A 21,800-nucleotide genomic window follows, 5' to 3' on the forward strand; every position below is an offset into this window, starting at 1 on the left:
CCTGCCGGCCCCGTATTGCCGAGACGCACTGCGCTTCGTACGCTCCGATCACCTCGCCGGGCTAGGGCCCGCGCCGATCGAAGCCTAGTGAGGAGCCCTCGTGACCAATGGCCCGTCGCCGCAACACCCTCGACCGCAACAGCCCTGGGCCGGTCCCGGACTGCCCGGCGGCCGGCCTCCGTTGGGCCCTCCCCGGGGGTTCGGGCTGGCGATGGCCGCGGTCGTCCTCGGTCTTCTCGCGTGCGTCGTGCCGCTGCTCCCGATGGACGTGCTCAGCGAGCGGAGGTACGTCGGATTCCCGCCCGCGGCGGGCGGACTCGTCCTCGCGATCGCCGGCTGCACCGGACACCGCCGCGGCAAGCCGCTGGCCGTGATCGGCGTGATCCTCTGCGGCCTCGGGGTGCTCCTCGGGGCATGGATGTTCGCCATAAGCCTCTGACCCGCAACGCCGAGGGTTGGACGCGGGGCAGCGGGCCGGCCTCCGCCGCTTCTCGTACGGGTTCTCGTACGGGTTCTCGTACGGGTTCTCGTACGGGCGAGGTGCCCCGGTTCCAGGCCGCGGCCGGCGAGTCATCCGGCCCGGCTCGAACGCATCGCCGGGCTCGAACTCGGCGGCGACGGTGCTGCGTTGGCCGCGGGCTGCCCGGCGAGCACCCGGCGCAGCAGGAACCCGGCGGCCAGCAGGACAAGCAGCCAGCAGGCGTTGAGCGCGAACAGCTGCCGGTGTCCGGCGGAGTCCACGAGCGTCCCGCCGGCGCCGCTGCCCAGCGAAGTGCCCAGCAAACCGACGCTGACCATCAGGGAGTAGGCCGAGGTCAGCGCGGCTCGCGGCGCGAGCTCGTCCAAGATCGCAGAGCATGCGATGGCGAAGGGCCCACCCGGCACCCCGGTCAGAAACAGCGCCGGATACAGCAGCACCGGGTCCCCCGCCACCGCGGCGGCACCGCCGGCGGCCACGACCGAGCCGGTGAGCGCAGTGAGCAGCAGACGGGCGTAGGACCACCGCCAGTTGCGGGCGCCGAAGATCAGCCCTCCGACGATCTCCCCTGCGGAAGTCATGGCGATCAGCAGGCCGCTGTCGGCCGCGTTCCCGCGGGCCAAGGCCGCCGCGGGTACGGCAAGCGCCACCAACCCGGTCGACACACCCACACCGCCCGCGATCAGCAGCAGGGCAGGCAGCCCTCGATGTCCCCGCATCCGTACGGCACCGTCGGGCCCGTGCTGAGTACGGATCGTCTCGCCGACGCACTGGTGGATCAGACCCATGCGATGGTCGCCTGGCCGGCGATCTGCTGCTCGCACTGCTGGGGCGGCTCCCGCAGGCCGACGAGCGGATCGAAGTGCTCGGCGACGCCGCCTTGTTCGAGCACTGGCAGCGTCATGTCACGTTCTGAGACGCAAGCTTCGCTGTGCCGCCGCCGCTGTCTTTAACGAGCGGCGGATACGCCTGTCCGAGCCAACTGGCAGAGTGATTGGCATGGAACAGCAGAAGCAGCTCATGCCCGCTCGTCTCTGTGTTGTGGACAGAGACTTCGATGCTCAGTGCGACCGGGCAGAGAAGCTCCTGCTGATGCCCCTGGCCGAATCCACCCGGGGGATGCGTGAACACGAGCTGCTGGTGGACGGGTTGGCGGCCTTCCGGCGCAACCGGGACTCACTGGCCGAGGCGGTGGCGCGAGGACCCAGGGTGTGGACCCCGAACGGTCGTTTCGAGCACGAGGGCCTGAGGATCGTCAGCTTGCCGACCGCACGAATCGACCTGCTCTATGCGGTGTTGCGTGAGCTGTCCCGAGCCCTCGTAGCAACATCGAACCTCCCCGAAGGCCTTGCCGCTGCGCTCCGGGGCCTCCCCTCCCCTACCGAGAACACCGCAGTCGGTCTGGTGGGCGCGTTCGCGCGCGTGATGTCGATGATGGACCTGACTCCGGACGCCGACACGGAGACCTTGTCCACAGCGCTGGCAACCGCCGACGGCGAGGACGTGAGGCTCACGTATGCGGAGGAAGACGCATGGCAGCGGCTTGCTCACCGCGTGACCATATTGCTGACGGAGTCCTCGCCACTGCACCGTTTCATCTACTGATCACATGCCGGCCGCCGGGCCGTCCGACTCCATCGGCGAGCGCGCCAAGGCGGCGTAGGGATCGCCGTGGCCTTCATTCGGCCGGGATAACGTGTGTCTGTGGCCTTGTCCCGCGCGTACAGAAAGGCAGGTGACGACCACAGTGTGTGGTGAGCCTCCTAGTTGCGTGCCGCGCGACGCTGCCATGATCGGAACCTGACGGGATCGAGGGCGGCGTCTGCGGCGGCGGTGTCCCCAGGCCCCTCGTCTCTCACTTCCTGACCACGGAAGGTTCCATCATGTCCGATCGCCGCCTGCATCCCCTGCGTGCCCTCAAGAAGTCCGGCAAGCGCCCCAGGCACCCCGCCCCTGGCGAACCGCCGACGGAGGCATCGGTGTCGTCCGGGGAACAGCCGTACACCGCCGAAAGCAGCATGATGGCGGCGGCCATCTACCACGACGGCCGGCGCACCAGCACCCACGACTCACTCGCGGACACTTACCGCGAGCTGCACCGGACACCGGACGGCATGGCCTGGATCGGCCTGTACCGTCCCAGCGAAGCACAACTGCACTCCCTCGCAGAGGAGTTCGACCTGCATCAGCTCGCGGTCGAGGACGCCCTCAAGGGGCACCAGCGCCCCAAGCTGGAGCGCTACGGCGACACCCTGTTCGTGGTGCTGCGTGCTGCCCGGTACCTGGACGAGAGCGAAGAGGTCGACTTCGCCGAGCTCCACGTGTTCGTCGGGCCCGACTTCGTCATCACCGTCCGCCACGGTGCCGCCCCGAACCTCGCCACGGTCCGCCGCCGCATGGAGGACAGCCCCGACCTGCTGAAGCGCGGCCCCGAAGCCGTGCTGTACGCGATCCTCGACACGGTCGTCGACGGCTACGTACCCGTCGTCGGAGGCGTCGAGAACGACATCGACGAGATCGAGACCGAGGTCTTCACCGGCGATCCGGCGGTCTCGCGGCGCACCTACGAACTCTCACGCGAAGTCGTGGAGTTCCAGCGCGCCACCCGGCCGTTGATGAAGATGCTGGACGGCCTGACCGCCGGCTTCGAAAAGTACGGCATCGACGAGGAGCTGCGCCGGTACCTCCGGGACGTGGCCGACCACGTCACCCACGTCACCGAGCGCGTCGACGGCTTTCGCCAGGCACTTCAAGACATTCTCGCCGTGAACGCCACATTGGTGAATCAGCAGCAGAACGCCGAGATGAAGGCACTGACCGAAGCCAGCTTCGCCCAGAACGAGGAGATCAAGAAGATCTCCTCGTGGGCGGCGATCCTCTTCGCCCCGACCCTGGTCGGCACGATCTACGGCATGAACTTCGATCACATGCCCGAGCTCGAATGGACCGGCGGCTACCCGTTCGCCCTCGCGTTGATGGCTGTCGTATGCGCCTGGCTGTACGTCATCTTCAAGCGCCGCGACTGGCTTTGACGGCAGTCACGGCATGCGTGGCTGCGAGCGACTACTGCCGTCAACGGCACAAGCAAAGGCCCCTTGGACGATTCCAAGGGGCCTTTGGCCTGCTGCGCGCTCGGCAGGATTCGAACCTGCAACCTTCTGATCCGTAGTCAGATGCTCTATCCGTTAAGCTACGAGCGCTTGATTTGCGGGCTGTTGATCAACCCTGCGATGTTGCGGGAACAACATTACATGAACGGCGCCCGGAGGCGAAATCCGTTACCCACACCTGCTCTGAGCTGCGAAAAGCCCTCCGTGGGGCCGTTGCCGGTCACCGGCGTCGGCAGCCCGTACGGACGACGAAACCCCGGCCGCCGGAGCCGGGGTTTCTGCGATCTTGGAGATCGTCTGCGATCTCTGGAGACCAGCTGCGATCTCTTGGAGACCAGAAGCGGAGGCTGAGGGATTTGAACCCTCGATGGGGGGTTATCCCCAAACCGCATTAGCAGTGCGGCGCCATAGACCAGACTAGGCGAAGCCTCCATGCACGATCCGCGCCCTCACGGGCGGGTGCGTGCTGATGATGGCACAGCCTCACGGGCTGTCTCCAATCGGCCCCTACCGTACTCGGTTCCGGCGTCGACGGGCAAAGCGATTCACGGCCCGACCGCCGATGACCGGGAATGATCCGCGCGTTGACCGGAAGGGCCGACGTACGGCGTCCGGACCGGTACGTGGTATAGGGCCCCGCGGACTCCGGGCAGGTCCACGCCACGGCTCGCGGCACGGCCGCGGTACGGCTCCGCCGCGCGTGCCCCAGGCGCCTGCCCAGGTAGGGGTCGCGCAGCGGTGCGGGCCCGGGAGGCCGGGCCGGCGGCGCCCTGCCCCTCTCTTGTGCGCTCCGCACAGCACTGGCCGCGTACATGACCCCTGCCCGTAGACTCCCCTCTGGTGACACGCCCGGGGTCGGCGGCACACTGGCAGCCGTGACCGGACGCAGAGGACCGGGCGACCGGTCACCGGCACCGTGGTTAGCAGGGAGGAAAATCCGTCGTGAGCAGCCGGCCATCCCGAGGCGCTGCTCGTCTCGCCGCCATACTCGACGCGTTGCCTGATGCGTTGCTGCTGGTCAACTGCAACGGCACGGTGGTGAACGCCAACACCATCGCGCTGGAAGCCTTCGAGGCCCCCGGCACCGCACTGGTGGGACGAGGGCTGCTCGATCTGCTGCCCGAGTTCGATTCGAAGCGGATCCCGGGTTCGATGCGCAGGCCGGACGAGGCTGCCGCGGAGCTCGAGGAGCGCCAGCGGCCGACCCGCATGGTCGCGAGGCGCACCGACGGCAGCGAGTTCTACGTCGAGGTCACGAGCGCCAATCTGGAGGACGGGCGTACGCCGTACGCCTCCGCCTTCGAGGCCGCCTTCGCGGACCACGGCCCCGGCAGCGGCAACTCCTACACGGGCGACGAGTTGCTGATGCTCGTCGTCCGGGATCTCACGGGCACTCTCGACACCGAGGCCGAACTGGCCCGGCAGCAGCGCCAGACCGAGATGATCCTGCGCGCCGCTTCGGAGGGCGTCATCGGTGTGGACACCGAAGGGCTGATCGTCCTCGTCAACCCGGCGGCGGCGCAGATCCTCGGCTACCGCGCCGGCGATCTGGGCGGCCAGGAGCTGCACTCGCTGCTGCTGCACTCGCGCCCGGACGGCAATCCCCTCCCGTACGAGGAGACCACCCTCAGCGACACCCTCAAGTCCGGCCGAAAGCACCGGGTGCGCGCCGGGCATGTGCTGTGGGCGAAGGACGGGCAGGCGGTGCCCGTCGACATCACGACCGCCCCGGTGCGCGACGGCGAGCAGCTCGTCGGCGCCGTGGTGACCTTCAGCGACCGCCGTGCCCACGAAGCGCTGGCAGGGCGGCACGAACAGCTGCTGGCCGTGCTGCAGGACTCGCTGCGCGGACCGCTGGACCAGTTGCGGGACGAGCTTTCCGGGCTGGCCGCCGACCCGGCGGGACAGCTGTGGCCCGAGGCCAACCAGATCCTGCACCACCTGGCGGCCGGCTACGCGCGCATGACGACGCTCGTGGACAACGTGCTCGGATACCAGCGCCTCGACGCGGGACGCGAGAAGCTGCGGCGCGAGATGACCTCGCTGGACTCGGTGGTGGCGAACGGCGTCGAGGGCGCGGTGGAGCTGATCGGGCCCGGGCGTGCGCAGTTCGCGGTGCACGCGCCGCCGATCGAGGCGGAGGTCGACGGCGAGCGGCTGACGACGGCGCTGGCGCACCTGATCGCGGACGTGGCCGGTGTGGACGCGACGGGCAACGCCCCCGTGGCGACGCCGGGTCTCGACACGACGATCGTGGTCGCCGCGGCACAGCGCGGTGACGTCGTACGGATCGAGGTGCGAGGCCCGTACGGCGGCGGCGACCCGGTGCATCTGCCGATCGTCCGCGGCACCGTGGAGCGGCACGGCGGTGTGCTGCAGACGCACGAGGTGCCGGGTGCGGGCGGCAGCGCGTACGTGCTCGAAGTCCCGCTGAAGGCGGACAGCGCCGGAAGCGGCGCCGACGCAGGTGCAGCAGGTGCCTCGGGCGACGACCGGACGTCCGGCCAGGGTGAGGGCCAGGGCCAGGGCGCCGGGGACGAGACGGGCGCCGGGACCGGGGCCGTTCAGCCGGGGCGCGAAGGGCGCGAGAACGAGACGACGGTGATGCCCGTACCGGCGCAGCCCGTGCGCGGCACGGAGGCGCCCGCGGGTGCGCAGGCTTCGGCTGCCGGGGCGTGGACCGGTACGGGTGACGTGTCGGGGGCGGCTCCGGCCGCGGGCATCCCCGATCAGTTCCAGGCCCGGCACACACAGGGGCAGGAGCCCGCCGCGGCGCAGCAGGGACAGGCGGCGCCCACGGGCCGCCGCCGTGGCCGTCCCAGTCCGGCCGAGGCTCAGCAGCAGGATCAGCAGAGTCAGCAGGCACAGCAGGGTCAACAGGTCGCCGCGGCGCAGGGCGGGGCCGTGACGGAGCTTCCTCCGGGCGGCGCGGACGCCGGCGAAGCGGCCGGGGCGACGGTGCCGCAGCAGGCGGGCGCGGGGCGCCGGTCGAGGCGTGCGCTCGCATCGCCGGCGCAGGCGGGTGCGGACGGTACGCCGGGACAGGGGCCAGGTCAGGGGCAGGGCGCCGATGCCGAAGAGGCCGCGGCCGCACAGCAGTTGCCCGCGCAGCAGTTGCCCGCACAGCAGCAGGCCCAGGCCGGCACCGGACGGCGGGGGCGCCGGCCCGTACAGGGACAGCCGGGCCAGGCACAGCAGGCACAGCCCGCTCAGGCACAGCAGCCGCAGCAGGCACAGCCCGCCCAGGGCGACGAGGGTGCGGGCGCCGCGCAGCCCGGCGGCCGCAGGGCGCGCAGGCTGGCGCAGGCGCAGAACGAGGGCGAGGCGAGCCCGCAGGGGGCTGCGGCTGACCGGGGCGTGCAGTTCGCGGCACCGCCCGGTCAGCCGCAGCCCGGGAACGCCCCGCAGTCGGGAAACGCCCCGCAGTCCGGCCAGAACGGCGCGAGCAACGCGAACGCCGAGGCCCAGGCGGCGCTGCCTGGCGGGCAGCAGAACGGTTTGCCGCAGCAGCAGCTGCCGGCGCAGCAGGGCCCCGCCCCACAGCTGCCTGCCCAGCCGGGCCAGAGCCCGGAGCATGCCCAGGGTGCCGAGCCGCAGCCCGCGTCCGCGCAGGACGCCGAGCCGGAGCAGGAGGCCGAACCGCAGCCGGTGGAGCACTCGGTGGTCGCGGCCAGCCCCATTCTGGGCGGCGGCCCGCTGCCGCAGAACGTTTCGCAGCCTCGGGGTCTGCCGATGCCCGGCGCTCCGAGCGCCGAGGAGCAGGCCTCGTACGAGACCGGGCAGCACCGCGTGCAGACCCTCGGCCAGGGCGTCCCGGTCACGCCCGGGATGACGGAGCGGGCAGGCGGGCCGCAGTCGTACGGCCACCAGGTCACCCACGCCCCGACGCCCTCGCCGCGTCAGGCGCACGCCCCCGCGCCGGCGACGGCCATACCGTCCACCCCGTCGACGCCGCCCGGCTCCGGCCGTCGCCGCAAGCTGGCGGCGCCGGCGCAGCAAGGGGCCTCCCCGGGCCCGGAGGGCCGAGGGGACGGGCAGCCGCACGGCAGGCAGGCCGCCGGGCAGCAGGCGCAGGGCCGCACCGCGCACGCGCCGGGGCAAGCCGGTCCCCCGAATCCGCCCCCGGCCCGGGAGTTCACGATCGGGGCACCCGCGGCGGGCACGGCCGAAGGCCCGGAGCCGCTGGACGGCCCGAACAGCCCGGTCGAGATGAGCGACGGGCGCGGCGTGCCCGTGCCGCCGCAGGCCGTCGACGACGAGCTGCCGCCGGAGCCGCTGGACAACCCGCGCCGGCTGCTGGTGTGGCCCGAACCGGACGCCGCAACGCAGCAGGCGCTGTCCGAGCACGGCTACCGCCCCGTCATCGTGCACTCGCGCGAGGAGGTCGACGCGCAGATCGCGGCGTATCCCGCCGCCCTCTTCGTGGACCCGCTCACCGGGCCGATCACCCGCACCGCGCTGCAGTCGCTGCGTACGGCGGCGGTCGCCGCCGAGGTACCCGTGATGGTCACCTCGGGGCTCGGGCAGGCGACCCGTGAGGCGGCGTACGGCGCCGACCCCGCCGTCCTCCTCAAGGCGCTCGCGCCGCGCGACAGTGAGCAGCACCCGCCGCGTGTGCTGCTCGTCGAGGAGCGGCCGCCGATCGCGGGTGCGCTCGCGGCAGGGCTCGAGCGGCGCGGCATCCAGGTCGCGCATGCGCCGACGGACGAGGCCGCGGTGAACGTGGCGGCGCAGATGCGGCCCAACCTCGTCGTGATGGACGTGATGCAGGTACGCACGCAGCGCGCCGGAATCATCGACTGGCTGCGCGTGAACGGGCTGCTGAGCCGCACCCCGTTCGTCATCTACACCTCGGCGGACATGAACCCGGCGGACCTGCCGCGGCTGGCGACGGGCGAGACGGTGCTCTTCCTCGCGGAGCGTTCGACGGCGGACGAGGTGCAGCAGCGCATCGTCGACCTGCTGGCAAAGATCGGGACCAACTGATCCGTCCGCTTGCGCATGATCTCCGCGCGTTGAGCGCGTTGAACGCGCGAGCGCGTTGAGCTCACGGTCCGGGCGGGTCGGCGCCGGCGCCGTGGCCGCTGTTCAACGGACGCGCCGCCCGCCGGTCTTCACACCGCCGGACCCTCGCCGCCGTAGTCGCCCACCGTCGCGGCGGACAAGGAGCCGCAACGGCGCCCGCCTGCCCACGCAGAGTCGGGCCGCACTCCACACCCGCCGGGAGGCACCCCTCGCGTCGGGCGGGCCCGGCGTCGCCGCGGGCCCGCCCGACGCCGTCTCACAGCCGCGTAACGTCCAGCTCCCCGCCGGTCTTCACACCGCCGGACCCTCGCCGTCGTAGTCGCGCACCGTCGCGGCGGACAAGGGGCCGCAACGGCGCCCGCCTGCCCACGCAGAGTCGGGCCGCACTCCACACCCGCCGGGAGGCACCCCTCGCGTCGGGCGGGCCCCCGTCGCCACGGGCCCGCCCCACGCCGTCTCACAGCCGCGTGACGTCCAGCTCGCCCGCCGCGTACTGGCCGCGCAGCACCTTCTTGTCGAACTTCCCCACGCTCGTCTTCGGCACCGCGGGTACGATCGCCCACCGCTCCGGAAGCTGCCAGCGCGCGATGCGCTCGCCGAGGAAGGCACGCAGCTCCTCGTAACCCACGGGGTCGGCGCCCTCCTTGAGGACGACGGTGGCCAGCGGGCGCTCACCCCACTTCTCGTCCGGCACCGCCACGACCGCCGCCTCGGCGACGGCCTCGTGCGCCATGAGCGCGTTCTCCAGCTCGACGGAGGAGATCCATTCGCCGCCGGACTTGATGACGTCCTTGGCTCGGTCGGTGAGCGTCAGATAGCCGTTCGGGGTGATCACGCCGACGTCGCCCGTACGCAGCCAGCCGTCGGGGCTGAACTTGTCCTCGGGGCGCAGGGGTTCGCCGTCCGCCCCGCCGTAGTAGGCCTTGGCGATCCACGGGCCGCGCACCTCCAGCTCGCCGGGCGACTCCCCGTCCCACGGGGCGAAGGTACCGTCCGGCGCGGCGAGCCTGGCCTCGACGGAGGCGGGGAAGCGCCCCTGGCTGATGCGGTACGGCCACTCCTCCTCGGCGCTGAGTCCGGCGGGCGGATGGCCGAAGCTGCCCAGCGGTGAGGTCTCGGTCATCCCCCAGGCGTGGACGACGCGTACGCCGTGGTCCTCCTCGAAGGACCGCATCATCGCGGGCGGGCAGGCGGAGCCGCCGATGGTGACAGTGCCCAGGCTCGATATGTCGCGCGGCTTCTCGGCGAGTTCGGTCAGCAGGCCCTGCCAGATGGTCGGGACGGCGGCGGCGTACGTGGGGCGCTCGGCCTCGATCATCTCGGCGAGCGGTCCGGGCTGCAGGAACCGGTCGGGCATCAGCATGTTCACGCCGGTCATGAAGGTCGCGTGCGGCAGCCCCCAGGCGTTGACGTGGAACATCGGCACGACCGGCAGCGCGGTGTCGGCGTCCGTGAGGCCCATCGACTCGGTCATGTTGACCTGCAGGCTGTGCAGGTACATGGAGCGGTGCGAGAAGGCGACGCCCTTCGGGTCGCCGGTGGTGCCGGAGGTGTAGCACATGGCTGCGGCGTCGCGTTCGTCCAGCTCGGGCCACTCGTAGGTGGTGGGGCGGCCCGCCAGGAGCTGCTCGTAGTCGTGTACGGACTGGCGGCAGCCCTCCAGCACCGACGTGTCGCCGGGGCCGGAGACGACGACGTGGTCGACCGAGTCGAGCGAAGGCAGCAGCGGCGCCAGCAGCGGCAGCAGCGAGCCGTTGACTACGATGACGCGGTCCGCGGCGTGGTTGATGATCCACACGAGCTGGTCGGTGGGGAGCCGGAGGTTGAGGGTGTGCAGGACCGCCCCCATGGAGGGGACGGCGAAGTAGGCCTCGACGTGCTCCGCGTTGTTCCACATAAGGGTGCCTATGCGGTCGTCGCGCACGACGCCGAGCTCGTCCCGGAGCGCGTGGGCGAACCGGGCCGCCCGCTCCCCCGTCTCGCCGAAGCTCTGCCTCCTCGGCTCCCCTTCCCCCGTCCAGGTCGTGATCTGTGATGCGGCATGAACGGTCGAGCCATGACGCAGGATGCGCGAGACGAGCAGAGGTACGTCCTGCATTGTGCTGAGCACCGGGTGCCTCCCCGAGTTACGGACGGGTACTGGTGCTGCGATTCTGGACGCATACCGCGCGGTACGTCACTAGTCCGAGGTGAGATCTTCAGGACGGAACGGGACGGGACCGGCCGCGGTACAGGCCGGGACAGGTACAGGCCGGGACAGGCCGGAGCGCGGTGCCTCAGGCCGCCGCGGCCCGCGCCGGCTCGGCCGTCGCCGCTGCGGCCTCTTCCGCGAGCTGCGCGCGTGCCGGGGGTTCCCCGGTCTTCGAGGGCTCCCCGCCCAGCACGTCCGTCGCGAGCTGCGGGTCCTCGCGGAGCTTCGACAGCGCCCGTGAGACGGCGCTCTTGACGGTGCCGACGGAGACTCCCAGAACCGCGGCGGTCTGGGCCTCGCTCAGGTCCTCGTAGAACCGGAGCACGACCATCGCCCGCTGCCGGGCGGGCAGTTTGAGTATCGCGTGCCACAGCGCGTCACGGACGGCCTGCGCCTCCGCGGGATCGGGCCCCTGCTGCGGCTCAGGCTCGGGCAGCTCGTCGCATGCGAACTCGTCGACGCGGCGCTTGCGCCACTGCGAGGTGCGCGTGTTCATCAGCGCTTTGCGTACGTAGCCGTCGAGCGCACGGTGGTCCTCGATGCGCTCCCAGGCCAGATACGTCTTGGTGAGCGCCGTCTGGAGCAGGTCCTCGGCGTCGCAGGGGTTGGCAGTGAGAGAGCGCGCGGTGCGCAGCAGCACCGGGCCGCGAGCCCGCACGTACGACGTGAACGTCAGCGGAGTCACGGCCGGAGCTGCGGTCCGGGCGCTCCCGGCTGTCCCAGGCGTGGTCATGGCTCAACGCTAGGAGCGGGCGTCCGTCGGCGGATCGCCCAGAGGTCCCGAAGGCGTCTCCCCCTCTGGGGGGAGAGGTGGTGCGGTCCCCACCTCCGTAGGGTGGAGCCCGCTCGTTCCGGGGATCAGGGTGCGTAGGGGGTGTCTGGCAAATAGCGTCGTCCTCCCCCTGGGCCTTCGGCCCGGGAGGTACCCCCAGCAGGGCGGGGTCCGCGGTGGTTGGTGCGTGCGATCGCAAGGCGGAGGGAGGAGAGCGCAGCGGGCTGCGCCGACGACCGACAACGACGCGAGCGTGCGTGCCAGCCGCCGCGGGGCAGACGGGATTTGTCAGACACCCCCTCAGGGGCGCGCGTCCGGGTCCCGCGCCCCTGAGCCGTGACGGGAAATCAGGACGGAGCCGGGACCGGGCGTCAGGGGACGACGGCGACCGGGGCGTCCATCAGGTTGCGGTCGATGTCCAGGCGGTGACCGCCGTACGTCCGCGTCACGTCGCCGTCGTACTGGTGGATGCGGCGGTGCGGCTGCCACGCCCTCCTCTCGATGTACTTGTCGTTGTTCAGCGACGCCGCCGTCCTCCATCGCGCGAACCACAGCGCCTCCGGGAGGTTCTTGCTGCCCGCCTTGCGCGCGCCCTCCATGTGTTCGATGCCGGAGTTGGAGTTGCTGTAGAAGCCGGGGTAGTAGTCCGCGGCGGAGACGGCGCGGTTCCAGCCCTGGATGAAGCGGAGGGTGGTGGCGGCGCAGCGGGTGGAGGAGTTGTCGTAGTGCTCCATGTCGAGATACACCGCGCTGTGCTTCGCCATCCCCAGCTTCTTCGCCGCCGCCACGGCGTCGCGCCCCTCGCGCTGGCCGCGCTGCGTGGGCGCGGTGTGGTTCATGGCGAACCTGCGCTTGCTCTGCGACTCGACGCAGGGCGACTGCGAGCCGACGTACACCGGCAGCAGCTTCCAGCCCATCCGGTCGACCGCCCGCACCCAGGAGCTGGTCAGATTCGGCTGGTTCGGGCAGGCGCGGGCACGGCCGCCGATGTAGACACCGACGGCGCCGAACGGGGACCTGCCGTCCCAGGCGCGCATGACGGAGGACGACGGGGTGTGGCAGGTGTCGAAGGCCTGGCCCCGGAAGACCTCGGCGCCGGCCCGCCGGGGGTCGCCCCGCATCAGTTCCGGGTCGGAGCGGCCGGAGAGACTCGCGGCGAGTGCGGGGACCGCGCCGGCACCGGTGAGGGTGGCGAGCGCCGTGAGCGAGACGAAGGAGACGACAGCTTTTCGGATGAGGTGGTTTCTGTGCCGCATGAGGCCGAGTGAAGGGGCCCTCGTCGGCGGCACCGCTCAGGCTCGCCGCTTCGACAGCGGTTTCGCCCGTCTGGGGCCGCGCCTCCCGTAGCTGCCGCGCGCTGCGGGCGCGTTGCTCGAACAGGTGGGACGGCCGCGCCCGTTGACACACCGGCCCCGCCCGCCGACCAACCGTCAGGAGCCGTCGCCGGCGGGACAGGGCGACTCAGCGTCCATCGGGTCCGCGCCGTTGAGGGACAGCCTCTCCTCGCGCAGCAATGGCGCCGTACTGGCCCGCAGGATCAGACGCGTGGGCAGGACGATGTGCTGGCCCGGGTCGGCATCGGGGTCATTGACGAGCGAACGAGCCAGTTGGCCGGCGACACGTCCGATGTCCGAGGGCGACTGGGCGATCGTGGACAGGTCCGACCACCGGGCGACCTCGTGGTCGTCGAAGCCGAGTACGGAGATCCGCTCGGGCACGTCGATGCCGCTCTTGCGCAGCGTCCAGAGGACCGAGACAGCAGCTTGGTCCTGCTCGGCGAAGATCGCGGTGGGTGGCTGCCGCCCGCTGAGCAGCTGCCCGACCGCCTCGACGACTCTTCGCTCGTCGCCGGAACTTGAGGTGGTGACCACAAGGTCGTCGTCCAGGGGGACGCCCGCTTCGGTGAGCGCCTGCCGGTAGCCGGTCAGCCGCTCGTTGGAGCTGAAGCTGAACCCACTGGGACCGGTCGTCTTCACGAAGGCGATACGGCGGTGTCCGAGATTGAGCAGATACCGGGTGCCGCGCCGCGCCCCGGCCACATCGTCGACGTACACGCTCGCCCGCCCCTGGGCGTGCTGGCTCACGTAGATCACCGGAATCTGCAGGTCGTCCAGACGCGCACCCTCCTCTTCGGTGAGGTCGAAGGAGAACACCAGCAGGGCGTCGGCGTTCCGCCGGGCCGGGAGACGTTCGAAGAAATCGGCGCGTTCGGTCATGTCCGGCGTGACGTAGATGAGCAGATCCATGCCGGCCGCGCGCAGTATCGGCGCCAGGCTGTCCAGCGCCGAGCCCATGAACCACGAATTGAGAACGGGCGTCAGCACGGCCACCACCCCCGTCTTGCCGGTGGCCAGGCTGGCGGCCTGCCGGGAGACCGCGAAGTTCAGCTCGCGGGCCGCCCGTTCGACCCGGACGCGGACTTCGGGCGAGACGGTCGAGAGCCCGCGCAGCGTGCGGGAGACGGTGGAAGGGGAGACCCCGGCCCGTTCGGCGACGTGGACCATCGTGGGGTGCCGTTGCGCTGGTGGCATGACCGGGAGGCTAGCACGGAATGCCCCTTTCAGCCGCAGCTCGTGACAGCGCTGTCACGGAGTCTCGCGACGGTTCAACCTTTGAATGCTTCCCGTTTCTCGCATCAAAGCGGACATAGTTCATCAAAAAGCTGCGAAATCCCTGCGTGACACCCATTGACTTCCCGCATAGGCATCCCTACGTTGAACGCGCTGTCTTGAAGTAGTCAACACCAAGCACAAATGGCGTGCATCTTCATGGCTTTGACCTGCAGATCGGTCGTTCAACCCGTCTATGACAGCGCCTCTATCAGGCTGGTTGGGCGTCCATCCAGCGTCCATCCATGCCGTCTGGAAGTGCGGCCGGTGAAGGGATGCGATCGCATGGCTGCAGCGACTCCCGCGAAGGTCACACGGTGCTGCCCAAGGAGTGAACGCCCGGCTGTCGTCGGCGTGTATCCGGACGTCGCCGACGGAGGTCTCCTCGCCGAGGCCCACCCTCACGCCCATGTAACCCACCAGTGCAACGGCGACACCGGAACGGAGCTCGCCGTCATCGCCCGCGTCCATCCGCAGAGTTCGCCTCGCCAACGGGCGGCGGACAACTGTGCGCTTCCGTCCCGGCGGGACCACCCCCTCGCTCGCCGGGACCCGTCAGCGGCTGCGCGCCGGAGCGATCCGGCCGATCCGGTTCCACACCGTTAGGAGAGACAAAGTGAAGACCAGTGCCAACAGGGCGGTTCAGTGCTCGGCCGTCGTTCTTGCCGGGCTCGTCGCCACCGCCTGCAGCTCGTCCGGTGGCGGTGGATCCGCGCAGCAGAAGAATCCTTCGTTCAAGGGACGCGGTCCCATCACGTACGTGGCCGGCAAGGACGCCGGAGGGTCCGTCCAGCCGATAATCGACAAGTGGAACAAGGACCACCCGAAGGAGAAGGTGACCTTCGTCGAGCTGCCCACGGACGCCGACGCACAGCGTCAGCAGATGATCCAGAACGCGCAGACGAAGTCCGACGAGTATTCGGTGCTGTCCCTCGACGTCGTGTGGACCTCGGAGTTCGCGGCCCATCAGTGGATCGACCGGCTGCCCGCGGACAAGTTCCCGCTGGACAAGATGATGAAGCCCGTCGTGGAGACGGGGAAGTACCGGGGCGGGCAGTACTCGATCCCGCACGCCTCGGACGGCGGCCTGCTCTACTACCGCAAGGACCTGTTGGAGAAGGCCGGCGTCGACAAGGCCCCGGCCACCTGGGCGGAGATGCAGGACGCCTGCGACAAGGTCAAGAAGGTGTCCGAGGGCAAGGGGATGTCCTGCTACGCGGGGCAGCACCAGAAGTACGAGGGTCTGACGGTCAACTTCTCCGAGGCCGTGAATTCCGCGGGTGGTGAGGTGCTCGACGCGAAGGGCAAGCCGAACCTCGACACCCCGGAGGCGAAGAAGGGCATGGACTTCCTCGCCAAGTCCGTCAAGGACAAGACGATCCCCAAGGAAGCCACCACCTACCAGGAGGAACAAGGCCGGCAGGCCTTCCAGGACGGGAAGTTGATCTTCCATCGGAATTGGCCGTACATCCACTCGCTCGCATCGAAGAAGGACGGTTCCAGCAAGGTCGCGGGCAAGTTCGACGTGGCCCCGCTGCCCGGCCTGAAGGAGCCCGGCACCTCCAGTCTGGGCGGCCACAACGTCGCCCTGTCGTCCTCGGCGAAGAACAAGGCCACGGCGATCGACTTCATGAAGTACTTCACCAGTGAGCAGAAGGCCCGAACCGCGCTGGAGAAGGCATCTCTCGCGCCGCCTTACGAGAGCCTCTACACCGAAAAGGCGCTGGTGAAGAAGTTCCCGTACCTGCCCACGCTCAAGAAGTCGATTCTGTCCGCCGAGCCGCGTCCCCGTGTCGTCAACTACGGCGACGCGAGCGCTGCGATGCAAAAGGAGGCCTACGCCGCCATGACGGGCACCAAGAGCAGTGCGGAGGCCCTGAAGGCCCTCCAGAAGGCCCTTCAGAAGCCCACAGCGCAGCAGTAAGGAGCGCCCCGCTCATGGTGGAAACGCATAACCCCGACGGCCGTGCGACAAGCACTGTGGATCAGTCGTCGCACGGCCGCTCCGGCGGCAGTTCGCGCGTCGGGCCGCCGGCGCCGGCGCAGCGCCGGCGGCGTGGGGCGACGTCGGGATCAGGGCGGATGGCCGCGCTGCTGGTCTCCCCCACGCTGCTCGTGCTGACGATCGTCGTGCTCTACCCCACGATCGTGGCGTTCAAGGATTCGCTCTACGGCAAGGCGGGTCTGGACCCGAAGACGGGCTTCATCAGCAAGACGGAACCCTTCGTGGGCTGGTCCAACTACGCCGACATCTTCGGGGAGGCGGGCGGCCGGTTCTGGAACGCCTTCTGGAACACCTCGTTCTTCACCGTCACCACGGTCACGCTGGAAACGGTGATCGGTGTGGGCATGGCGCTGATCATGCACAAGGCCTTCAAGGGCCGGTCACTGATCCGTGCCAGCATCCTGATCCCGTGGGCGATCCCCACCGCCATCTCCGCAGTCCTGTGGCGCTGGATATTCGACAGCAACGGCGTGGCCAACTCGCTCATCGGCACGCAGGTCCTGTGGACCACGGAGGGATTCCACGCCCAGGTCGCGGTCATCATCGCCGAGGTGTGGAAGACCGCGCCGTTCATCGGTCTGCTCGTGCTGGCAGGCCTCCAGGTGATCCCCAAGGAGGTCTACGAAGCCGCCCGGATCGACGGGGCCACCGCGCTGCGTCAGTTCTGGAACATCACCCTGCCCCTGGTGAAGCCCGCGCTGCTGGTTGCCGTGCTGTTCCGGACGCTGGACGCGCTGCGGATGTTCGACCTTCCCTACGTCCTCATCGGCGCGAAGAAGGCGTCGGTGGAGACGTTGTCCATGCTGGCCCAGGACGAGGCGTCGAACGTACGGTTCGGCCCGGCTGCGGCATACGCGGTGCTCCTCTTCATCTATGTCTTCCTGATCGCGCTCGCCTTCGTCCGGTTGCTGGGCACCGATCTCGTCCGCGACGACGACGGAACTCCCAATCGCCGCCACCGGCGGCTGACGCGACGTCGCAAGGAGGTGACGGCATGACCATCTCGGCAAAGATCCGGAAGTGGCTTCCGTACGTGGGTGTCGCCGTCGTCCTCGTCTACTGCCTGGCCCCGTTCTACTGGATGGTGGTGTCCAGCCTGCGGCGCACCTCGGACATCTTCGAGATCTCGGCGCTCCCCAGCCACCCGTCCGTTGAGAACTACCTCGCTGTCTTCGAGCCCTCCCAGTCGTTCACCAGGGCGATGCTCAACAGCGTCGTCGTGGCCGGAGTCACCACGGCCCTGGCTCTGGTGCTGGCCACCTTCACCGCCTACGCCATGGCACGGCTCCGGTTCCGCTTCAAGCGTCTGGTGCTCACGGTGATCATCGCTACGTCGATGTTTCCCGTGGTGTCGATCGTGGTCCCGCTGCTGAAGCTGTTCACTGACATCGGCTGGATCAACACCTACCAGGCGTTGATCATGCCCAGCATGTCCTTCGCGCTGCCGCTCGCGGTATGGAACCTCACCACCTTCTTCCGGCAGATGCCGGAGGAACTCGAGCACTCAGCCATGGTCGACGGCTGCACGCGGGGCCAGGCGTTCCGCAAGATCATCATTCCGCTTGCCGCGCCCGGCCTGTTCACCACCGCGATCATCGTCTTCATCATCGCGTGGAACGAGTTCCTCATCGCCCTGACGATGACGAACAAGGAGGACATGCAGACCGCACCCGTCGCCGTTTCCAAGTTCTCCGGCGCCTCTGACTTCGAGATCCCGTTCGGCAGCCAGATGGCGGCGGGCGTTCTCGTCACTCTCCCGCTCGTAGCCATGGTGATCGTCTTCCAGCGTCGGATCGTTTCCGGCCTCACCTCCGGTTCGGCGAAATAGCCCGGCCTTCTCGGCGAATCACCTACTCGATCGAAGGAGCATGCAGCAGCATGTCAAGCACCGCACCCTGGTGGCGCAGTGCCGTCATTTACCAGGTCTATATCCGCAGCTTCGCCGACGGGAACGGCGACGGCGTCGGTGACATCGCCGGCATTCGCTCCCGCTTGCCGTATCTCAAGTGGCTGGGCGTCGACGCCATTTGGATCAACCCTTGGTACAAGTCGCCGATGGCCGACCACGGTTACGACGTGGCGGACTTCCGTGAGATCGACCCGAAGTTCGGCACCGTGGCCGAGGCCGAGGAACTCATCGAGGAGGCGCACCGGTACGGCCTCCGCGTCATCCCCGACATCGTGCCGAACCACACCTCCGACCAGCACGAGTGGTTCCGGGCCGCGCTGTACGGGCGGCCGGGCGGCCCCGAGCGGGAACGCTACATATTCCGGGCCGGCCGCGGACCCGAGGGCGCCGAGCCGCCCAATGACTGGAGGTCGTGCTTCGGCGGTCCGGCCTGGACCCGGGTACCCGACGGGCAGTGGTATCTGCATCTGTTCGCCCCCGAGCAGCCGGATCTCAACTGGGAACACCCTGAGGTCGGGCCGGAGTTCGAGGACATCCTGCGGTTCTGGTTCAGCCGCGGCGTGGACGGATTCCGCATCGACGTGGCGCACGGCCTGATCAAGCACCCCGAACTGCCCGATCTCCCACCCCCCGTCGACCCGGACGGCCCGGAGCCCAAGGAGCGGGTGGCTCACCCGCACTGGGACCGCGACGAGGTACACGACATCTACCGCACGTGGCGCCGGGTGGCCGACGAGTTCCCCGGCGACCGGTCGTTCGTCGCCGAAGCCTGGGCGGAGACCCCCGACCGGCTCGCCGACTACGTACGGCCGGACGGTCTGCACACGACGTTCAACTTCGACTTTCTGATGGCCAGTTGGAACGCCAAGAAGCTGCGGGGGGTCATCGACGAGTCGCTCACCACGCTTGGCTCGGTCGGCGCACCGGCAACCTGGGTGCTCTCCAACCACGACGTCACGCGCCCTCCCAGCCGCTTCGGCCGCGAGCCGGTGAAGAAGTGGGTGGCCAACGAGCGCTACCGGCCCGAAGGCTCCCTGGACCTCGGACTCGGAACGCGGCGCGCACGCGCCGCCGCCTTGCTGATGCTCTCCCTCCCCGGCGGCGCCTACATCTACCAGGGTGAGGAGCTGGGCCTTCCGGAGGTCGAGGACTTGCCCGAAGACGTCCTGCAGGACCCGACCTGGGAGCGGTCCGGGCACACCGACCGCGGACGTGACGGCTGCCGCGTGCCCATCCCGTGGTCCGGGGAGACGGCGCCGTTCGGCTTCAGCCCGGAAGGCGCCACCGGCGAGCCCTGGCTGCCCCAGCCCGCGTACTGGAAAGAGCACGGCGTCGAGATCCAGACCGGTGACGACGCATCCATGCTGGAGCTCTACCGCAGCGCCCTACGCCTGCGCCGCACCCACCCTGCCCTCGGGGAGGGCGACCTGAGCTGGCGGGACGCCCCCGAGGGAGTGCTCGCCTTCAACCGTGATCCCGGCTTCGCGTGCGTCGTCAACCTCTCGGCTGAGCCGTACCGACTGCCGCCGCGGCACAAGGTGCTGCTCGCGAGCCAAGAGCTCGACGACGGCCACCTGGCTCCGGACGCCGCGGTGTGGCTCGCACTGTAAGCACCCGTTCCGCACGGCATTCGGGTCGGGCGCCCGAGTGCGGGAACGGCAACCATGTCATCGGCGGCTCTACTTCGACGACTCCGCGCGAGTCGCTGAGCCACCGGGACCCGCGCCCCATCGACACCAGACCGTTGATCCGCACGGACCGTACGAACGAGGAATGACGTGACCGACCGCAGCGCAACCACCCCGCACCGTCAGGACGGCCCCGACTGGTGGCGCCAGGCCGCCGTTTACCAGATCTACCCGCGCAGCTTCGCCGACTCCGACGGCGACGGCCTCGGCGACATCCCGGGCATCACCTCCCGGGTGCCCTACCTCGCCGGACTGGGCGTCGACGCCGTCTGGCTGAGCCCCTTCTACCCGTCGGCGCTGGCGGACGGCGGCTACGACGTCGCCGACTACCGCAACGTCGACCCGCGTCTGGGCACGCTCGACGACTTCGACGCGATGGTCGCCGAGGCTCACCGGTTCGGCATCAAGGTCATCATCGACATCGTCCCCAACCACACCTCCGAGGACCACGAGTGGTTCCAGCAGGCGCTCCGCGCCGCGCCCGGATCGCCCGAGCGCGCGCGCTACGTCTTCCGCGAGGGCAAGGGCGAGAACGGTGAACTGCCGCCCGCCGACTGGGAGTCCGCCTTCGGCGGCCCCGCCTGGAGCCGTCTGCCCGACGGCTGGTGGTATCTGCACCTCTTCGCGCCCGAGCAGCCCGACCTCAACTGGGACAACCCCGAAGTTCGCGCCGACTTCCGCAAGACGCTGCGCTTCTGGTCCGACCGGGGCGTGGACGGCTACCGCATCGACGTCGCCAACGCGCTGATGAAGGACCTCGCCGACCCGCTGCGGGACATGGGCCCGATCTCGTACGACGAGCAGATGGCGGACATGGAGGACGGCAGCCACCCGTTCTGGGACCGCGACGAGGTGCACGAGATATACCGGGAGTGGCGCGAGGTCTTCAACGAGTACGACCCGCCGCGCGTCGGCGTCGCCGAGGCGTGGGTGAAGAACCACCGTCTGGTGCTCTACGCACGGCCCGAAGGGCTGGGCCAGGCCTTCAACTTCGAGTATCTGAAGACGGGCTGGGACGCGCAGGAGCTCCGCTCCGTCATCGACGTCTCGCTGCGTACGGCCCAGGAGGCGGGGGCGTCCGCGACATGGGTGCTGTCCAACCACGACGTCGTCAGGCACGCTTCGCGCTATGCCCTGCCGGAGGGCGCCGACAGCGACGAGTGGCTGCTGAGCGGCGGCACGAAGCCGCAGGCCGACGCGGAGCGCGGGCTGCGGCGGGCGCGGGCCGCCACGATGCTGGAGCTGGCGCTGCCGGGGTCCGCGTACATGTACCAGGGTGAGGAGCTGGGGCTGCCCGAGGTGGCGGGGCTCAGGGTGGAAGACCTCCAGGACCCGGTGTGGGAGCGCAGCTCGCACACCCGCAAGGGGCGTGACGGCTGCCGCGTGCCGCTGCCGTGGACGCGTACGGGACCGTCGTTCGGCTTCGGCGATGAGGACGGCGAGGCCCCGTGGCTGCCGCAGCCCGCTGACTTCGGTGAGTTGTCGGCCGAGGCGCAGGAGGGCCGGGACGACTCGACGCTGGAGCTCTACAAGGAGGCGTTGCGGCTGCGGCACAAGCTCGTCGGCAGCGACGAGTCACTGGCGTGGTGCAGCGACGAGGAGTCGGAGCGGGAAGGCTTGCTGCACTTCGTACGTCCCGAGGGATGGCACTGCCTGACCAACTTCAGCACGGAGACCAAGCCGCTGCCTGCGGGTGAAGTGCTGCTGAGCAGCAGCCCGTTGGCCGGGGACGGACTGCCCGGGGAGACGACGGTCTGGCTGCGGGACGGAGCGGGAGAGGGCTGACTGCGGGGGGAGGCGCGGTCAGTTGACGGTTCTCAGCTGACGGCTGACGGCTGACGGCTGACGGCTGACGGCTGACAGATTACGGATTCTGTCAGCTGACATCTGATACCTGACGGCCGAACGGAACGGCACGGCGGACCACTTCGCCCGGACGACCGGGTGCCCGCCGTGCCGTTTCTCGTGCCCGGTACTCGGCGCCGGGCGCGCCCGGCGCCTCCTCCGTGCGCG

At 69.8% G+C, this 21,800-nt stretch carries 15 protein-coding genes and 2 tRNA genes; 9 read left to right on the top strand and 8 right to left on the bottom strand.

Annotation, left to right across the window (positions count from 1 at the left end; all coding sequences use genetic code 11):
• Positions 1–100: 100 nt before the first annotated feature.
• Positions 101–439, top strand: coding sequence for a hypothetical protein (locus ACSMXX_RS14415; protein ID WP_473184423.1), 339 nt, complete (start codon positions 101–103; stop codon positions 437–439).
• A gap of 131 nt (positions 440–570) precedes the next feature.
• On the opposite strand, the gene ACSMXX_RS14420 is transcribed toward ACSMXX_RS14415, so the two are convergent.
• On the bottom strand, positions 571–1,266 hold the full coding sequence (locus tag ACSMXX_RS14420; RefSeq protein WP_473184424.1) for an MFS transporter: 696 nt from the start codon (positions 1,264–1,266) through the stop codon (positions 571–573).
• Entirely contained in the window at positions 1,257–1,382 is a 126-nt protein-coding gene (locus ACSMXX_RS14425) for a hypothetical protein (RefSeq protein ID WP_473184425.1), read from the bottom strand. Before ACSMXX_RS14425 ends, ACSMXX_RS14420 begins: the two co-directional genes overlap by 10 nt.
• A gap of 95 nt (positions 1,383–1,477) precedes the next feature.
• Here ACSMXX_RS14425 and ACSMXX_RS14430 point away from each other — a divergent pair, with 95 nt between their 5' ends.
• Together ACSMXX_RS14430 and corA are read left to right on the top strand one after the other, a co-directional pair.
• Positions 1,478–2,083 (top strand): hypothetical protein, encoded by a 606-nt coding sequence (locus ACSMXX_RS14430; RefSeq protein WP_473184426.1) that lies wholly within the window; start codon positions 1,478–1,480, stop codon positions 2,081–2,083.
• A gap of 278 nt (positions 2,084–2,361) precedes the next feature.
• Complete coding sequence (corA, locus tag ACSMXX_RS14435; protein WP_473184427.1) at positions 2,362–3,510, top strand: magnesium/cobalt transporter CorA; 1,149 nt, start codon at positions 2,362–2,364, stop codon at positions 3,508–3,510.
• A 95-nt stretch (positions 3,511–3,605) separates the two neighbouring features.
• On the opposite strand, the gene ACSMXX_RS14440 is transcribed toward corA, so the two are convergent.
• Together ACSMXX_RS14440 and ACSMXX_RS14445 are read right to left on the bottom strand one after the other, a co-directional pair.
• Positions 3,606–3,678: transfer RNA gene (locus tag ACSMXX_RS14440), tRNA-Arg, on the bottom strand.
• A 251-nt stretch (positions 3,679–3,929) separates the two neighbouring features.
• Positions 3,930–4,020 (bottom strand) — tRNA-Ser (locus ACSMXX_RS14445).
• A gap of 510 nt (positions 4,021–4,530) precedes the next feature.
• Here ACSMXX_RS14445 and ACSMXX_RS14450 point away from each other — a divergent pair.
• Positions 4,531–8,574 (top strand): PAS domain-containing protein, encoded by a 4,044-nt coding sequence (locus tag ACSMXX_RS14450; RefSeq protein WP_473184428.1) that lies wholly within the window; start codon positions 4,531–4,533, stop codon positions 8,572–8,574.
• Positions 8,575–9,070: 496 nt separating this feature from the next.
• Here the strand turns inward: ACSMXX_RS14450 and ACSMXX_RS14455 are convergent, their stop codons facing one another.
• The 4 genes from ACSMXX_RS14455 to ACSMXX_RS14470 all read right to left on the bottom strand — a co-directional run bounded on the left by ACSMXX_RS14455 (position 9,071) and on the right by ACSMXX_RS14470 (position 14,107).
• Entirely contained in the window at positions 9,071–10,723 is a 1,653-nt protein-coding gene (locus ACSMXX_RS14455) for a long-chain fatty acid--CoA ligase (protein WP_473184429.1), read from the bottom strand.
• Positions 10,724–10,889: 166 nt separating this feature from the next.
• Entirely contained in the window at positions 10,890–11,537 is a 648-nt protein-coding gene (locus tag ACSMXX_RS14460) for a SigE family RNA polymerase sigma factor (RefSeq protein ID WP_473184430.1), read from the bottom strand.
• 410 nt (positions 11,538–11,947) lie between these two features.
• The gene (locus tag ACSMXX_RS14465) at positions 11,948–12,832 is read right to left on the bottom strand and encodes a glycoside hydrolase domain-containing protein (RefSeq protein WP_473184431.1); all 885 of its coding nucleotides are present in this window, start codon (positions 12,830–12,832) and stop codon (positions 11,948–11,950) included.
• A 174-nt stretch (positions 12,833–13,006) separates the two neighbouring features.
• Positions 13,007–14,107, bottom strand: coding sequence for a LacI family DNA-binding transcriptional regulator (locus tag ACSMXX_RS14470; protein ID WP_473184432.1), 1,101 nt, complete (start codon positions 14,105–14,107; stop codon positions 13,007–13,009).
• Between the two features lie 694 nt (positions 14,108–14,801).
• On the opposite strand from ACSMXX_RS14470, the gene ACSMXX_RS14475 reads away from it, so the two are divergent.
• From ACSMXX_RS14475 to ACSMXX_RS14495, 5 genes are all read left to right on the top strand, one after another.
• Positions 14,802–16,109: an ABC transporter substrate-binding protein gene (locus tag ACSMXX_RS14475; protein WP_473184433.1), complete on the top strand. Its 1,308-nt coding sequence runs from the start codon at positions 14,802–14,804 to the stop codon at positions 16,107–16,109.
• A gap of 14 nt (positions 16,110–16,123) precedes the next feature.
• A complete protein-coding gene (locus ACSMXX_RS14480) occupies positions 16,124–17,188 on the top strand; it encodes a carbohydrate ABC transporter permease (RefSeq protein ID WP_473184434.1) in 1,065 nt (354 codons plus the stop codon).
• Positions 17,185–18,018, top strand: coding sequence for a carbohydrate ABC transporter permease (locus tag ACSMXX_RS14485; protein WP_473184435.1), 834 nt, complete (start codon positions 17,185–17,187; stop codon positions 18,016–18,018). The genes ACSMXX_RS14480 and ACSMXX_RS14485 overlap by 4 nt, the downstream gene beginning before the upstream one ends.
• A gap of 50 nt (positions 18,019–18,068) precedes the next feature.
• Positions 18,069–19,709, top strand: a complete 1,641-nt coding sequence (locus tag ACSMXX_RS14490; RefSeq protein ID WP_473184436.1) for a glycoside hydrolase family 13 protein — start codon at positions 18,069–18,071, stop codon at positions 19,707–19,709.
• Between the two features lie 168 nt (positions 19,710–19,877).
• Complete coding sequence (locus tag ACSMXX_RS14495; protein WP_473184437.1) at positions 19,878–21,572, top strand: glycoside hydrolase family 13 protein; 1,695 nt, start codon at positions 19,878–19,880, stop codon at positions 21,570–21,572.
• Positions 21,573–21,800: the final 228 nt, after the last annotated feature.

It is taken from the genome of Streptomyces sp. DSM 116795, assembly GCF_055792905.1.

Coding starts and splice junctions, on each gene's coding strand:
- ACSMXX_RS14420 (WP_473184424.1), bottom strand. CDS start 1,266: ATGGGTCTGATCCACCAGTGCGTCGGCGAGACGATCCGTACTCAGCAC.
- ACSMXX_RS14425 (WP_473184425.1), bottom strand. CDS start 1,382: ATGACGCTGCCAGTGCTCGAACAAGGCGGCGTCGCCGAGCACTTCGAT.
- ACSMXX_RS14430 (WP_473184426.1), top strand. CDS start 1,478: ATGGAACAGCAGAAGCAGCTCATGCCCGCTCGTCTCTGTGTTGTGGAC.
- corA (WP_473184427.1), top strand. CDS start 2,362: ATGTCCGATCGCCGCCTGCATCCCCTGCGTGCCCTCAAGAAGTCCGGC.
- ACSMXX_RS14460 (WP_473184430.1), bottom strand. CDS start 11,537: ATGACCACGCCTGGGACAGCCGGGAGCGCCCGGACCGCAGCTCCGGCC.
- ACSMXX_RS14465 (WP_473184431.1), bottom strand. CDS start 12,832: ATGCGGCACAGAAACCACCTCATCCGAAAAGCTGTCGTCTCCTTCGTC.
- ACSMXX_RS14470 (WP_473184432.1), bottom strand. CDS start 14,107: ATGCCACCAGCGCAACGGCACCCCACGATGGTCCACGTCGCCGAACGG.
- ACSMXX_RS14480 (WP_473184434.1), top strand. CDS start 16,124: ATGGTGGAAACGCATAACCCCGACGGCCGTGCGACAAGCACTGTGGAT.
- ACSMXX_RS14485 (WP_473184435.1), top strand. CDS start 17,185: ATGACCATCTCGGCAAAGATCCGGAAGTGGCTTCCGTACGTGGGTGTC.
- ACSMXX_RS14490 (WP_473184436.1), top strand. CDS start 18,069: ATGTCAAGCACCGCACCCTGGTGGCGCAGTGCCGTCATTTACCAGGTC.